14 protein-coding genes are annotated in these 15,073 nt (G+C 59.5%); 12 read left to right on the top strand and 2 right to left on the bottom strand.

What is annotated here, in order from left to right; genetic code table 11:
- Positions 1 to 3: 3 nt before the first annotated feature.
- Positions 4 to 1,455: a type VI secretion system protein TssA gene (gene tssA, locus AC3WL2_RS12790; protein WP_102682891.1), complete on the bottom strand. Its 1,452-nt coding sequence runs from the start codon at positions 1,453 to 1,455 to the stop codon at positions 4 to 6.
- Positions 1,443 to 2,024: a type VI secretion system-associated protein VasI gene (gene vasI / locus AC3WL2_RS12785; RefSeq protein WP_102682892.1), complete on the bottom strand. Its 582-nt coding sequence runs from the start codon at positions 2,022 to 2,024 to the stop codon at positions 1,443 to 1,445. Before vasI ends, tssA begins: the two co-directional genes overlap by 13 nt.
- A 363-nt stretch (positions 2,025 to 2,387) precedes the next feature.
- Here vasI and tssB point away from each other — a divergent pair, with 363 nt between their 5' ends.
- From tssB to AC3WL2_RS12725, 12 genes are all read left to right on the top strand, one after another.
- Positions 2,388 to 2,891 (top strand): type VI secretion system contractile sheath small subunit, encoded by a 504-nt coding sequence (gene tssB, locus AC3WL2_RS12780; protein ID WP_102682893.1) that lies wholly within the window; start codon positions 2,388 to 2,390, stop codon positions 2,889 to 2,891.
- Between the two features lie 16 nt (positions 2,892 to 2,907).
- A complete protein-coding gene (gene tssC, locus AC3WL2_RS12775) occupies positions 2,908 to 4,398 on the top strand; it encodes a type VI secretion system contractile sheath large subunit (protein ID WP_102682894.1) in 1,491 nt (496 codons plus the stop codon).
- Positions 4,395 to 4,805: a type VI secretion system baseplate subunit TssE gene (gene tssE / locus AC3WL2_RS12770; protein ID WP_102682895.1), complete on the top strand. Its 411-nt coding sequence runs from the start codon at positions 4,395 to 4,397 to the stop codon at positions 4,803 to 4,805. Before tssC ends, tssE begins: the two co-directional genes overlap by 4 nt.
- A 3-nt stretch (positions 4,806 to 4,808) precedes the next feature.
- Positions 4,809 to 6,575: a type VI secretion system baseplate subunit TssF gene (gene tssF / locus AC3WL2_RS12765; protein WP_102682896.1), complete on the top strand. Its 1,767-nt coding sequence runs from the start codon at positions 4,809 to 4,811 to the stop codon at positions 6,573 to 6,575.
- Positions 6,539 to 7,555: a type VI secretion system baseplate subunit TssG gene (gene tssG / locus AC3WL2_RS12760; RefSeq protein WP_102682897.1), complete on the top strand. Its 1,017-nt coding sequence runs from the start codon at positions 6,539 to 6,541 to the stop codon at positions 7,553 to 7,555. Before tssF ends, tssG begins: the two co-directional genes overlap by 37 nt.
- A complete protein-coding gene (locus tag AC3WL2_RS12755; RefSeq protein WP_102682898.1) occupies positions 7,552 to 8,109 on the top strand; it encodes an FHA domain-containing protein in 558 nt (185 codons plus the stop codon). Before tssG ends, AC3WL2_RS12755 begins: the two co-directional genes overlap by 4 nt.
- On the top strand, positions 8,106 to 8,900 hold the full coding sequence (tssJ, locus tag AC3WL2_RS12750) for a type VI secretion system lipoprotein TssJ (RefSeq protein ID WP_102682899.1): 795 nt from the start codon (positions 8,106 to 8,108) through the stop codon (positions 8,898 to 8,900). Before AC3WL2_RS12755 ends, tssJ begins: the two co-directional genes overlap by 4 nt.
- 52 nt (positions 8,901 to 8,952) lie before the next feature.
- On the top strand, positions 8,953 to 10,290 hold the full coding sequence (tssK, locus tag AC3WL2_RS12745) for a type VI secretion system baseplate subunit TssK (protein WP_102682900.1): 1,338 nt from the start codon (positions 8,953 to 8,955) through the stop codon (positions 10,288 to 10,290).
- A gap of 55 nt (positions 10,291 to 10,345) precedes the next feature.
- Positions 10,346 to 11,146 carry a type IVB secretion system protein IcmH/DotU gene (gene icmH, locus AC3WL2_RS12740; RefSeq protein ID WP_256582703.1) on the top strand — a complete coding sequence of 267 codons (801 nt, stop codon included), beginning with the start codon at positions 10,346 to 10,348 and terminating at the stop codon, positions 11,144 to 11,146.
- 133 nt (positions 11,147 to 11,279) lie between these two features.
- A complete protein-coding gene (locus tag AC3WL2_RS12735) occupies positions 11,280 to 11,795 on the top strand; it encodes an Hcp family type VI secretion system effector (protein WP_102682902.1) in 516 nt (171 codons plus the stop codon).
- Between the two features lie 72 nt (positions 11,796 to 11,867).
- The gene (locus AC3WL2_RS12730; protein ID WP_102682903.1) at positions 11,868 to 14,036 is read left to right on the top strand and encodes a type VI secretion system Vgr family protein; all 2,169 of its coding nucleotides are present in this window, start codon (positions 11,868 to 11,870) and stop codon (positions 14,034 to 14,036) included.
- On the top strand, positions 14,033 to 14,953 hold the full coding sequence (locus tag AC3WL2_RS12725) for a DUF4123 domain-containing protein (protein WP_256582701.1): 921 nt from the start codon (positions 14,033 to 14,035) through the stop codon (positions 14,951 to 14,953). Before AC3WL2_RS12730 ends, AC3WL2_RS12725 begins: the two co-directional genes overlap by 4 nt.
- Positions 14,954 to 15,073: the final 120 nt, after the last annotated feature.

Raw genomic sequence — 15,073 nt, 5'->3', positions numbered from 1 at the left:
GGCCTATTCCTTGTTCTGATCAGCCAACACATGAGCAGAGGCATACTGTTGCAGCCGTTGAAACACCTCTGGCTCCCAAACGGCGGCCGTGGTGTGCTGCATGGTCCGTGCGACGCTGGCGCACAGGTCCTGGGCCAGCCAGGAAACGCCTCGCGCTGCCAAGAGATCGGCCGCAATGACGGTGGTATGGCAGCGCTCACGCGGAGCACGAAGGTCCGCCTGCATGGCCTGCAACTTGAGCAAAACCGGCTCTACCCCACCTGCGTCCAACTGACCGGCCAACTCTTCGCGCAGGCCTGCGAACTCGTGGGCAGATTCGGCTTGCGTTTGTCCAGCTGCGCCTCTGAGCCAAGCCATGCTTTGCTCGTCCACGAACGACCTGCCGTCGCTGAAACACAACTGCTGCAGCGCGGGCATGCGTTGGACGAATCGGGCAGTCGCTGCGCGGATTGCCTCAGCTACCTCCCCCATCGCCAGCCGTGTCGCAGCACTGGCCGCGAGGAAACTGCCGCGTACCCAAAAGGGGCAAGCCGTCACGCTCTTTTCGATCCGCTGAAGCAACGCCGCGTCGATCGCGGTGCCAGCAATCGCCTCTTCATAGTCACTGGCGATATCCAGCGGTACCGCCATCAGTTCCGTGCGATTGCCCTGCTTGACTTGAGGCGCCGCCGGGATATGGGCCCACAGGCCGAATCGACGCAACTGGTAGCCTGTCGGGTCGTAGGGGTCTTGTTGATTGATCATCTCGGCCATGGCCAGCACGGCCCGTCGTGATTCGCGCTCGTTGCCTAACGACACACGAGGCATTGGAGTGGCAATGACCTCGGCCAGCGGTGCAGACCTGGTGGCCGCCGCCGACGACTTTGCCGCAGCAGGCTCGCCAGCACCGCCCGCCTGCTGCGCCTGCTTGCGCAGCAGTCGCTCTACATCATTCAGAAGGGCTCCATCCAACTGAGCAACGGCTTGCTGCTGTTGCAGGCGCTGCAATGCCTCTTGAGCTATGGCCGCATGAGCAGGGGTGAATGTGTAGCGGTCCAGGCGCGGCAGCGCTTCGTTCAAACGATCGAGCACAAGGCCAACCAGCTTGCGCTTGCCCAGGAAACCTTTGGGGCCAGGCTTTGGATGCGCAATCTCCCAATAGCGCTCGACCATGCCGGCCAGCAACGCCAAGGTAAAACCCCATCGCTCCCAACATCCACTGCGAAGCCACGCAGCACTCAGGTGCGCTACGATACGCAAGTGCTTGCACTGCTGCGCCAGATACTGTCGTGACGCTTCCTCGATATAGGCCCAGTCGATGGTGGATGCCTGCAGCCCGCCCAGCTTGACCATTTCCTGGTCAATGGCCTGATAGGTTTCGTCCTCCACATCGAACAGACCGACCGGTGCCTGCGCATCGATGGGTGCGAGCAGCCGGGCAATTTCCTGTGCGTTGACCTCTGCTACCAGCGACATGTTTTGCGCGCCTCGTCGATGAGTGGGTCCAGGCCTTGAGCATCGAAGACCAATCCATCAATGGAGGGGTTGTCGCTTTGGACCTCAATGCGATGGGCCCCAATCAGTTGCTTGATCTGCTCGATTCCGGGCAAGCCCCGGCCCGCATCGAGTACCTGACCGTTCTCCGTCACCTGCCAAGGGGTTGCGACGGTGGTGCTCCGCTCCCCCTGCAATCGCACCGTCACCCGACCAGCATCAACGGGTTGCGCGGCGACCAGTTGCAGTCTGGAGATGTTCTGCAAACAACTGATCACCAGGTAGGGATGCGATGCGGCCGAACCGATTGCAGGTGCAGAGATCGTCAGCCCTTCGTCTTCAGGCGTGAGTCGAAACGTTAGGTCGTCGGGATGGCGTCCTGCTTCGTGAGTCAGCACCCGGCGAACCGTGGGTGAGTCCTGTTCTGGCGACGACCACTGCATGGGCACCAAGTGTGCAGGCGTTCCGGCGGCTTCATCAAAACACGCCAAACGCTCAAGGTTGGACACGATCCGCGAGCAATCCTGATCGGAGTACACGGGCAGTGGCATACACCCGAGCACCAGCCAAAGACTTACGCCACAAGTTTTATTACCAAGCATCGCAAGTAAATACCTTTCATATAGTGCATATGATCTACTCAAACTAGCGGATCTGAAACAGCCCTCTCAGGCACTCAAATTCCCGCAAACGGCAAGAGCCTAGCCCACCGGACCAGCAACTAACAAAAAAATATTTTCTTACATTTTCATGCTCGACGACATGACAAAATCAAGCGCAATGTTTTTACGCGACGCACAACCAACCCCGAACTTTGTTTATGCCACAGACAAGTAACCAGGAATCTTCCTACACACTAATTTGTAACTAAAATCCAATACGGACAACTCTTAAGAACACGGAGAGATTCTGCAATGGCAAAATCCACAGGATCGGTTGCCCCCAAAGAACGCATCAACATCAAATATGTACCCGCCACCGGCGATGAACAGGCCGAAGTAGAGCTGCCGCACAAGATGTTGGTAATGGGCGACTTCGGCGTGGATGACACCCGTGCGCTGGAAGACCGATCGGTCATGCGTATCGATAAACACACCTTCAACAACGTGTTGAACGACGCCGATGTCAGCTTGGTCATGTCGGTACCTTCCATGCTCAGCACGGCCGCCGACGCGGAGCTGGCGGTCAACCTGCAGTTCAGATCGATCAATGACTTCGGGCCAGACGGCATTGCCCGCCAAGTACCAGAGCTCAGCAAGCTTCTGGAGCTGCGTGAGGCGCTGGTGGCACTGAAAGGCCCGCTGGGCAACGTGCCCGCTTTCCGCAAGCAATTGCAACACCTGCTGAGCAACGAGCAGGCCCGCAAACAACTCGCCAAAGAATTGGACCTGGTGCTTGAGGCGCCAAAAGAAGACTGAGACAACGGAGCGTCCCATGCCAAAGCCAACCAGCACATCCCTCGCCGTTGAACTATCTGGCGAGACAATGAGCAATGCCACCTTGCTCGATCAGATCATGGCAGAAACGAAACTAGTGCCCGCTCAAGAGGGCTATCAAGTCGCTCGTCAAGGCGTATCGGCCCTTATTGCAGAAGTACTCAAAAGTGATGATCCAGATCAACTAATCAATAAACACCGTGTCGACCAGATGATTGCAGAGCTGGACCGAGTGCTCAGCGAGCAAATGGATGCCATTCTTCATCAGCCGAAATTCCAGGCGCTCGAATCCTCGTGGCGCAGCCTCAAACTTCTGGTGGACCGCACAGACTTCCGCGAGAACATCAAGCTTGAATTCCTGCATGTCAGCAAAGAAGACTTGCTCGACGATTTCGACAATGCCGCTGATATCACCTGCAGCGGTATATACAAACACGTTTACACCGCAGGCTATGGGCAGTTCGGTGGTGAGCCGGTGGCGGCCATGCTGGGGAACTACAACTTCGGCCCCTCTTCGCCAGACATCAAGTTACTAAGCTACATGGCCTCTGTCGGCGCCATGTCGCATGCCCCGTTCTTGGCCGCCCCCTCCCCCGATTTCTTCAATCTGAGCAGCTTTGAAGAGCTGCCCAACCTGAAGGAAATCAAAGACATTTTCGCAGGGCCGCGACATGCCAAATGGCGCGCCTTCCGCGAAAGCGAAGATGCCCGCCACACAGCGCTGACCGGGCCACGTTTCATGCTTCGCTCGGCCTACCACCCCCAGGAACAGCCGATCAAAAGCTTCAACTACGAAGAAAGTATCGACGGGCGACACGACAATTACCTGTGGGGCAATTCCGCCTTCCTGCTGGCCAGCTGCATCAACGACAGCTTTGCCCGCTACCGCTGGTGCCCGAACATCATCGGCCCGCAGTCCGGTGGCGCCGTGGAGGATCTGCCAGTGCATCTCTACGAGGCGCTTGGGCAGTTGCAAGCGAAGATCCCAACCGAGGTGCTGATTTCCGACCGCAAGGAATTCGAGCTGGCCGAAGAAGGCTTCATTGCACTGACCATGCGCAAGGACAGCGACAACGCCGCGTTCTTCTCGGCCAATTCGGTACAGAAACCGAAGAACTTCCCCAAGACCCCGGAAGGCTTGCAGGCTCAAACCAACTACAAGCTGGGCACACAGTTGCCTTACCTGTTCATCGTCAACCGGCTGGCCCATTACATCAAGGTGCTGCAACGCGAGCAGATCGGCAGCTGGAAGGAGCGCCGCGACCTTGAGTCCGAGCTGAACAAATGGATCAAGCAGTACGTCGCCGACCAGGAAAATCCCTCTGCCGATGTGCGCAGCCGCCGTCCCCTACGTGCTGCGAAGGTCGAAGTTTCAGACGTTGCCGGCGATCCGGGTTGGTATCAGGTTTCGCTCGCAGTGCGCCCGCACTTCAAATACATGGGCGCGAATTTCGAGATCTCGCTCGTAGGCCGGCTCGATACCCAATGAGCGGATTTTTCGACCGTTTGGTTGCCGATCAGTCCCTGATCCGGGAGCCGTCCAGGCAAGAGAACGCGTACCACAAGTTTGCCGCCATCAAGCGCCACTTGGAAACGCTGCTCAACGCTCGCCAGGGTTGCTCACAGAGCAGCCCTGAGCTGGGCCTGCGCGATTTCAATGGGCATGACGTGAGCAGTGGCGACCTCCTGAAACAAGTGAGCGCCGACATACGCCGCACCATCCAGCGTTTCGAGCCTCGCGTGCAGGTACGTTCACTCAAAGCCGTGCCCGATTGTCACGCCCCCCAGGAGCTGCATTTCAGGCTGGACTGCCAGGTGCAGGTGAATAACCACACGGAGCAGTTGCAACTGGAGCTGCTGGTCAACGGCCATAACCGCCATACCCGAGTGAGGTGATCGATGTCGCTCAAAGATCGATTCAGCGAAGAGCTGCGCTACCTCCATGAACTGGGGAACGACTTCGCCCAGGACAATCCACAACTTGCCCGGCTGCTGGGCAAGGGTGGTAGCGACCCCGACGTGGAGCGCTTGATGGAAGCCTTCGCCTTCCTGACGGCCAAGCTGCGCCTCAAGTTGGAGGACGACCTCCCAGAGCTGACGCACCCCATGTTGCAACTGCTGTGGCCCAACTACCTTCGCCCGCTGCCGAGCGCCACGATCATCCAATTCACACCGCGTAAACAGGCGCTCAGCCAGTCGCAACACGTGCCAAGGGGGGCACGCCTGCTCTCCAAGCCTGTCGACGGAATTCCCTGTGAGTTCCGCACCTGTACCGCCGTGGACATTCACCCGTTCGAGATCGACGCGGTGGGCTCAACCCAAACGCTCGACAGTTCAGTGGTTCGCATCGACCTACACACCTTGGTCGAACGCCCATTGAACACGCTCGAATGCACCAGCCTTGACTTTCACCTGAGCGGTACCACCCGAACAGCGCGCACACTGTACCTATGGATCGCTCACTATCTCAGCCATGTCAGCGTGACCATCAATGGTCAGGCTCGCCGGCTGCCGGCCAGCAGCATCGTCTTCCCAGGTTTCAGCCCGGACGACGCGTTGTTGCCTTATCCGCAGAACGTCTTCGACGGTTACCGGATCCTGCAGGAATACTTCATTTTCCCTGAGCGCTTTCACTTCTTCACCATGACGGGGCTGGAGAAGATCTGGCCTGGTCAGACGACTCAGCAAGTGGGTCTGGAATTCCACTTCACCCGTCAGCTACCGGACTCGCTGCGCATTGGCAAAGCGGATTTCAACCTGTTCTGCGCCCCTGCGGTAAACCTGTTCAAGCACAGTGCCGAGCCCATTGACCTCTCCAACGAGGCCGCCCAAGTCGAGCTCACACCCAAAGGCGCCGAGCGCCACGCCTACGAAATCTTCAGTGTCGATCAGGTGATCAGCACCCGTACGACAGGCGACGGAAGTACAGGTAAACACCTGCGAACCTTCCGCCCCTTCGAATCGTTCGCCCATGAGATCGAGCATGTTCAAGGGCGCACGGCGCTGTACTACCGCTACACCCTCGAAGACTCACTGCGGGGTGATGGCGTCACGCATCGCATCGCCTTCGTGCGTGCCGACGCCAATACCTATGTCGGTGAGCTGGAAACGGCGTCCATCGACCTGACCTGCACCAACCGCGATCTGCCCCTGGCTCTGGGCATCGACGACATCAATGTGCTCTCCGAAGTCACCCCGCCGCTGACCACCTACACCAATATCTGTGCACCGACCCGCCCCTATCGGCCGGTGCTGGACGGCCAGTTGCAATGGGCCTTGATATCCAACATGTCGCTCAACTACTTGTCGTTGCTCTCAGCCGCGACATTGAAGGCGGTTATTCGCGCTTATGACTTCGCGGCCTTGCACGACATCCAGCAGACACGCACCACCCGCAAACGCCTCGACGGCATCCGGGATATCCAAACGGCGCCTCTGGATTGGCTGATCAAAGGGCAGCCCATTCGCGGCCTGCGCACGCAACTGAAGCTCGACCAGGCCGCATTCCTCTGCGAAGGCGACCTGTACCTGTTCGGCTGTGTGCTCGCGCACTTCTTCGCCTTGTACGCCAGCATCAATTCCTTCCATCAGCTGGAAGTGATCAACATCACCAACAACGAGCACTACACATGGCCCATCCAGACCGGCAAGCAACCGCTGATCTAGCCGACAAGTTGCTCGCGGGGGCGCACCGGTACAACTTCTACCAGTTGCTGGAGCGCCTTCACGGGCTTCACGGAGACGATCTTGAACCCCGTTGGCCCAGCGAAGAAGCCCGCCTGCGCGTGCGGCTTGGCAGCGACCCGCGCCTGAGCTTTCCCGTTTCGGACATCTGCAAGGCCGAACGCATGCCCGAGGCACAAGATCGCTATCGCGTGTGCACCACGTTCATGGGCCTGCACGGCACTGATTCGCCTTTGCCCTCCTATTACCTGGAGCAGGTGGCATACGAGCATGCACAGGGTATCGGCGTGCGCCCGGCGTTCTTCGACTTCTTCAATCACTACCTGCTCAGCCTGCTACACCGCATCTGGCGCAAGTACCGCTACTACATTCGTTTCCAGCCGGGTGCCAGCGATGGATTCTCCCAGTACATCTTTGCCCTGCTCGGGTTGAATGACAAACAGCTGCGCGGCGACACGGCGTTGCCCTGGAGCCGGCTGCTCAGCTTCGCCGGCGTCATCGCCAGTCGCAGCCGCGCACCGGGCACCGTCTCCGGCATCATCGCGCACTGCTTCGACCTGAAGCAGGTGCAGATTCGCGAGTTCGAAACCCGCTTGGTACCTACGACAGTCCAGCAACAGGTAAGCCTTGGCCGCAACAATGGTGAGCTCGGCAATTCCTTCATGGTCGGCAGCCGCACGCGGACTCGCAGCAGCAAGTTCACCATCGTGATCAGCGAGCTCGACCAGGCACAGCTGCGTGACCTGTTGCCCAGCGGCATCAACTTCAACCGCTTGCGTGCGCTGATCGACTTCCTGTTGCGCGACGGTTTGGCCTACGACCTGGAGCTGCGGCTGAGGCAGCACGCGCTGTCGCCCTTCTGCCTGCACCCCAGCCGTGGCGCCCAATTGGGCTGGACCAGCTTCGTCGATGACCGCCACGGCCAGATCAGCCCCATCGTGCGGTTCCGGGGGCGTTCATGAGCACGTTGATCTTGAGCATCACCAACCTCGACCAGTTGCAGCACAACGTCACCGCCCGGCACGAATTCGATCGTGCAGGTGGTACCGTCGGCAGCGCGGGAACCACGTGGCTGATCAATGATCGTGAGCAGGGCGTGGCGCCGGTCCATTGCGAGATCCGCTGGATCGAAGACGGCTTCTGCGTGATCGACCGCTGCGAGCGCACCTACCTGAACGACAACCTCGATAGCCTGGGGCCGCTATCGGCCAGGCGTTTGCTCGAGGGTGACCGGCTACGTGTTGGCGCTTATCGACTGTTGGTTCAGCTTTCACAAGCTGATGCCCGTTCGATGGAAGAGTTGTTCAACTCTGACTTGCGGGTGCTCGACCGACTCATCCTGGATGCACCCGCGCAGCGTTGGCTACACAAGCCCACGGCTGCCCCAGTCGTCGCTGAGATCTGCTCGGTCTTCGATCCGGGCATGGGCAACGATCCCTTGGCTGCCCTGGAAGCAGTGACACGGCCGGTGCAAGAGAGCCCGCTGGATCAACTGATCTCAGGAGAGCGCTCATGACGCGTCATTCACTCATGGCCGGCCTTCTGGCAACACTGATCGGGTTCTCGGGCTGCACCGCACTGAGCAAAATGGGCCAAGTGGCGATGGACCCCTCGATCCCCGTCGGCGCGACCAAGGATCAGCCCACCGAAATCGCGTTCAGCATCAATGCCAGCCCCACGCTCAACAGCAACCCCAACAGCCTGCAAGCAGCGACTGAGCAAGAAAGCAGCCTGGAGCCCAGCCCCTACGCGGTCAGCTTGAGCGCGGGCGACCCCTATGCCCTGACCGAGAAAGTCGGGACCCTGCTCGAGTTTCTTCACGAGCAATTCCCGGCCTTTTCGCCCGTCGAACTGCCAGAGGACGAGGCCGATGAGCCGGCTCGCTCTCCCTTGGAGGAAAGCACGCCGGGCCACTACGAAGACTCGAATGTGGTGCTGACCTTACCGCGTGCAACCACAGTGGCCCCCGAGTCGGCCGCCACTCCAATGGCCATCAAGATCCTGCAACTGCGCGACGACTCGCTGCTGCGCAACAGCATTTATGAGCTGTTGGACAAGGACCCCGCCAAGGTGCTGCGCAGTACCTACATTCGTGATGACGACTACCTGCTACGCCCCGGACAATTCAAGTTCATTCCGTTTGCCGCTATCGAGGCCGAGACCCGGTTCATCGCGGTGATCGCCGACTACCGCCACCAGGAAAACGCGACCTGGAGCCAGGTACTGCGCATTCCACCGCGCGGCCAACACATCATCTTGTCGGTCTTGCTCAACGACACGCAGATCCTGCTCAAGGAGGAGGACTGATGGCGCCTGCAACCCTGCCCTTCTCACTTACTCACGCTGACATGGAGCGCTCATGAGTTCACGTAATCCCGTCCTGTGGCCTGAAGGTCTGTTCGTCAAACCGCAGCACTTCCAGCAGGCTGTCCGTGCCGCTGAAGCGGCCCTGCATCAACGCCTTGGCAGCCTGAACGCAGCCTTCTATGGATTCAGCGAACTGCAACTGAACGACGAATATTTGAGCCTGGGCAAGATCGCCATCACCCGCGCACGCGGCATCATGCCGGACGGCACGGTGTTCGATATCCCGGCTGACCTGCCACCGCCGCCGCCGCTGGAAATCGAGGACAACGGCGCGAAAGACAGCGAGATCTACCTCTGCCTGCCACTGCGCACCGAGGGTGGCCGAGAGGTGAGCTGGCCCGACAATGCCGCCAACTTCCGCTACAGCGCACAGGCTCAGGAAATCAAGGACACCCATAGCGCCGACGGCGACTTGGCGCAGGTCGATCTGGCAGTGCCCAACCTTCAGCTCAAACGCAAGGCCGATGACAGCAGCGCTTACACCCGCCTTGCCATGGCACGCATTCTGGAGCGCCGGCCCGATGGCAGCCTGCAACTGGATGAAGGGTTCTACCCGACGAGCGTCTCGGTACGGGCGGTACCGGCACTCCAGCGTTACCTCGAGGAGATCACCAATACCCTGCGCGAGCGCTCGCGCAACCTGGCTAGCCGGATAGGCGCATCGGGCCAGTCCGGTATTGCCGACATCCGCGACTTCAACCTGCTGCAGGCCATCAACCGCTGGTGGCCGTGCTTCCAGCACTTGGCCAGGCAGGTGCAGACACACCCCGAGCAGTTGTACCTGCATATGAGCCAGGCCTGTGGCGAATTCGTGACCTTCACCGACGAAAGCCGGCTACCTCCAGAATTCCCCGCCTATCAGCACACGGCTCTGCGCACGTCATTCAAGCCACTGCAGGACACCTTACGCCGCGCCCTGGGTACGGTCCTGCAACCGCGTGCCATCTCGCTGCCGCTGGACGCGCTGGATTACGGCGTGATGACGACAACGCTCGAAGACCGCCGCCTGATCGATGAGGCGTACTTCGTCCTTGCCGTGCGCGCGGACCTGCCGCCGCCAACATTGCGCCGGCTGTTCCTGCAGAAAGCCAAGGTCACATCCCTGGAGACCTTGAATGACCTAGTGCATAAGCAGTTGCCCGGCATCGCGCTACATCCGCTGCCTGTGGCCCCACGCGATCTGCCCTTCCATGCGGGCTTCAGTTACTTCGAGCTCGACCGCCGCGACCCGGCCTGGGTCTGCATGAAGACGGCCAACGGTTTCGGGATTCATATCGCGGGGGAGTTCCCTGGGCTTGAGTTGCAGTTCTGGGCGATCAGGAGTGAATGAGATGCAAGAGAACCACCTCCCACACAATGAAACCCCACCAGCTCAAGCTGAGCAGATGCCATCAATGCTTGCAAAGCCTTTACCCACTGGCGCCGTGGCCTCCGAGGCAACCACACCAAAGCCCGCCCCTGTCTACAAGGGCTACCCCGCCGATCCCGACTTTCAGCTACGGGGCGGCTACGACAACCTGATGCTGGACGCAGCCACACCACTGCTTGGACTGGTCATGCGCCTACGCACGCTCGATACCTTGCCCAACATCAAGGAAGTGCACCAACAGGTACGCAACCAGATTGAAAACATCCAGCAAGAGATGCGTCAGCATGGCTACGAGACCACGCAACTTCTGGCGTATTCCTATGGTTTGTGCCTGTTCATCGATGAAGCCGTGATGGAACGGCCATGGGGCCAGGCCAGCCTCTGGAGCCAGGAGCCCCTGCTCAGCATTTTTCACAGCGAAACGTTTGGCGGCGAAAAGATCTTCACCGTTATCTCGCGCCTGATGCAAGAGCCCCAGCGCTACAAGGACGTGCTGGAGTTCATGTACTTCACCCTGTGCCTGGGGCTCAAAGGCAAGTACGCCCTCGCGCCCAAAGGCGCAGAGACGCTGAACACCCTCATTCACCAACTCCACGGAATCATCCGTGAACTACGAGGACCCACGCCGACAACGGTCTGTGACCCCTACACCAACGTTGCCCCACGCAACTTCCGCATGAATCGGCAATGGCCCTGGTGGAGCCCGCTGGTGATTTCCGCCATTGCCATGGCCACGGCCTACGGCATCTATAGCTACCGCCTGCACCTGATAACCACAGAAGTGCTGGAGTCGCTCAACGGCATCTTGCAGCAGTAAACCGCCGACAGTCGGCACAAACGTATTCAACGATTTGACGCGGCGTTTGCCGCGATGAAAAAGCCCATCGATTCCGATGGCCACGCTGCCGCTTATGCGCGTGTTTATCCACATGGACGCAGGAGAAACTGTCATGCCAACACCCGCTTACATCAAGATCGAAGGCCAGACCCAAGGCAACATCACCGCGGGCGCCTTCACCTCCGATTCGGTCGGCAACGTGTTTGTCGAGGGCCACGAAGACGAGATTCTGGTGCAGGAGATCAAGCACCAGGTGACCGTACCTACCGACCCGCAAAGCGGCCAACCTGCAGGCCAACGGGTCCACAAACCCTTCATCTTCACCAGCGCCCTGAACAAGGCGACACCGCTGATGTATCAGGCCCTGTCCAGCGGCGAAATGCTGCCGACTGTTGAAGTCAACTGGTACCGCACTTCGGTAGAGGGCAAGCAGGAGCACTTCTTCACCACCAAGCTGGAGGACGCCACCATCGTCGACATCAACACCACCTTGCCTCATGCACAAAACAAGGAGAACGCTGACTTCACCCAGTTGATCGAGGTATCGATGTCATACCGCAAGATCTCCTGGACACACGTCACCGCAGGCACCGAAGGCTCCGACGACTGGCGTAAACCCGTCGTCTAACCCGGCTGAACATCCCTGGCAGGCAGGCCCTGCCGGGGGCGTTTGAACTCTCGGACGGCGGAAGGACTTTTGATGCCCAGCCAATCTGATTTGCGGTACACCTTCGAGCCACTCGTTGGCAATGCCGAGTTCGAAGTGGTGTCGTTTGAACTCAAGGAAGAAATCAGCGCGCCTTTCACTCTCGAGCTGGAATTGATCAGCTTCGAACCCGACATCGATTTCGGCCAACTGCTTGACAAGCCGGTGCTGTTCACGATCTGGGACGGTGAACGACCCGTACGGTACGTACATGGCTTGGTCAGTGGTTTTAGCCAAGGCGAAAGTGGCTTCTATCGCACTTACTACCACGCACTGATCGAACCCATTTTGGCCCGCGCTGGTTTGCGCTCGAACTGGCGCACCTTCCAACAAAAGACCGTCCCGCAGATTCTCGAGCTGATGCTTCAGCGCCAGGGCATTGATCAATACGAGCTTCGCGCGAGCCTGGACCACCAAGTGCGCGAGTTCTGTGTGCAAGCGGGCGAGACCGACCTCGACTTCATCGCCCGCTTGGTGGCTGAAGAGGGCTTCGTCTATCGCTTTGAGCACAGCGGAAAACTGCACAAGTTGATCATCACGGATCAGCTGCAATCCCTTGGACAGATCAGTCATGGCGCGCTCAACACCGAGAACGATGACGAAGGCTTCTTCGAAGGCGAGGACGTTATCGACCCCAACACCGTCCTCTATCAATCCAAAAGTGGCGGCGATCAGGCCACACCTTGCCTTCGGCGCTTGCGCTACAGCGAGCAGGTACGAACTTCGCGACAGGTCCAGCGCGACTACACCTTCACTCACCCAGCGTATCGCCAGGAACACCGTGCTTGCGGCCCTTTTCTGGAACACCAGTCCACCGAGTACGAGCGCTTCGACTATCCCGGCCGCTACAAACGCGATGCCGTGGGCAAACCGTTCACCGAAAACCGGATCACTGCCCTGCGCCATGATGTGCGCATTGCGGAAGTTCAGGGCGATGACGTAAGGCTGCAGCCTGGGCTCAGCTTCACGCTCACAGGCCACCCACGTGATGATCTAAATGCGCATTGGCGCGTGAACAGCGTGGTTCACAAGGGCAGCCAGTTCACCAGTCTGCAGGAAGAAGCCGCTGGCCTCGACCAGAGCACGCACTACGAGCAAACCGCTCAGCTGGTACCCGGCAGAACCGAGTGGCGCCCTGCTCCGCTCAAAAAGCCCCGCGTCGACGGTCCTCACATGGCCACCGTGGTCGGGCCGTCCGGTGAGGAGATCTATTGCGACGAATGGGGCCGGGTCAAGGTCAGCTTTCCCTGGGACCGGGAGAGCAACAACAACGAGTTCAGCTCCTGCTGGGTCCGGGTATCCCAAGGCTGGGCAGGTGGCAGCTGGGGCTCGATGGCCATCCCGCGTATCGGCCAGGACGTGATCATCCAGTACGTCAACGGTGACCCCGACCAGCCGATGATCACCGGGCGCACCTATTGCGGTAACCAGTTACCGCCCTACGACCTGCCCGACCACAAGACCCGCATGACCATCAAGAGCCAGACCCACAAGGGCGATGGCTTCAACGAGCTGCGGTTCGAGGATGAGCTGGGCCGGCAGGAGGTGTTTATCCATGCGCAGAAGGACCAGAACAACGTCGTCAAACACAACGAAACCACTTTCGTCGGCAATGACCGCAGTGAACAGGTCGATCATGACGAGACGCTCAGTATCGGGCATGACCGCAGCCAAACGGTGGGCAATGATGAACGGGTCCGGATTGGCCAGGATACGTTTGTCGATATAGGCCGAAATCAGAAAATAAACATCGCCAAAGACCGTATAGAGGCCGTCGGCAATCATCGCCACGACCGGATCACAGCCAATCACCACATCAGCGTCGGCGGCAATCTTGAGCAGCAGGTCGAGGGCCATGCAGAGCTGGAGGCGGGACTGGAAATCCGCAGGCGCACCCGGCGTTACGACCTTCGAACAGCGGAAGCTGTGATCATCCAAGGGCCTGGAGGCTCCATCCGGATTGATGACAAGGGCATCACCCTGGACAGCCCGAACATACACATCAACGGCGTCCTGCTCCAATCTCCAAGCGGTAGCGCCAATCACTTTTCCATCAGCAGCGCACCCATCACTGGCAAACCTCTGGAGCGCCTATGCGGGCGACGCCCCGATGGCACCTGCCCGTTGCCCGACTGCCGCTGTATCAAAGGGCCAGTCAAATGAATACAACACCCTCGCAGCTGGCCGGCGAACCTCTCGGACATCCTTATCGCTTCATCCTGCTCATGACCCGCGAGCTCGAGTACTGGGCCTACCGGCCCATACCGCAAGAAGGCGAATTGGTGCCGGCCTATGCCCCATCAGTACTCGACCTCATCCATAACGTCAGCCGAAATACTCAACATGCATGGCTATGGAAGCGCAGCGCGCTGGACGACCGCCACGAATTTGGCCCTTTGCTGGTCGACGTTTCAGAAGCGCCCGAACTGCTTGCCCATGCAATCACCACCTGGATGCCCGTTGGCGGGGCCATAGCACTGGATAGCGAAGCTTGTCTCGCAGTGCTAGCGGACCATTTCACCAGCCTTACTCAGGTCACGCTCCCGGATCAGGGAACAGCCAATTTTTATTTCAAGCCGGATCATCTTGGAGCCTGGCTCGATGCATTGGACGGCGATCATCGCGCCACCTGGCTTGGGCCTGTGTCGTCACTGGCCTGGCGAGTCAACTGGGGGCCGGCCCATGAATGGAAAACACTCGAACGCCCCCCGACTACTGCCCGCCTGATATCGCAAGCACCGCTGCGCCTTCGCGTACATGAAATGGGCCGGCTGCACGCAGGTATACGCGAGCACTTCATCCTCACGCTGGCGCACGAAGTCTTGGCCATGCCACCCCATGCCACCCAAACGTTAGCCGCCATCAGGGAATGGATTGAAGCCCTGTTGCCGCAGCTGAAGTCCCTCAACTTTCGCGACGAGGAAACTGCAGGTCAGTTCATTCGGCTGATGGCCGGGCACATGTGGCTGATGAGCAGTGACCAGGCTACGAAGATCTACACCAACCTCAACGAGTCGCCCCAGGCCCGTCTTCGCGAGCTGCACACACTGGTCCAAATCAAGGAATCCAACCATGACTGATACTGCCGCCGGCAGCGCCACCTCCGGCCCCGTCTGCAGCCCGCGCGTGCCCATCCTGCCGGTGCGCTATGCCATCGTGCCGCGTACGGGCGATGCCCCTGCCTGTCGCTACGCAGACGC

The organism is Pseudomonas sp. FW305-96 (assembly GCF_058783825.1).
This window is presented reverse-complemented; position numbering and strand designations above follow the sequence as displayed.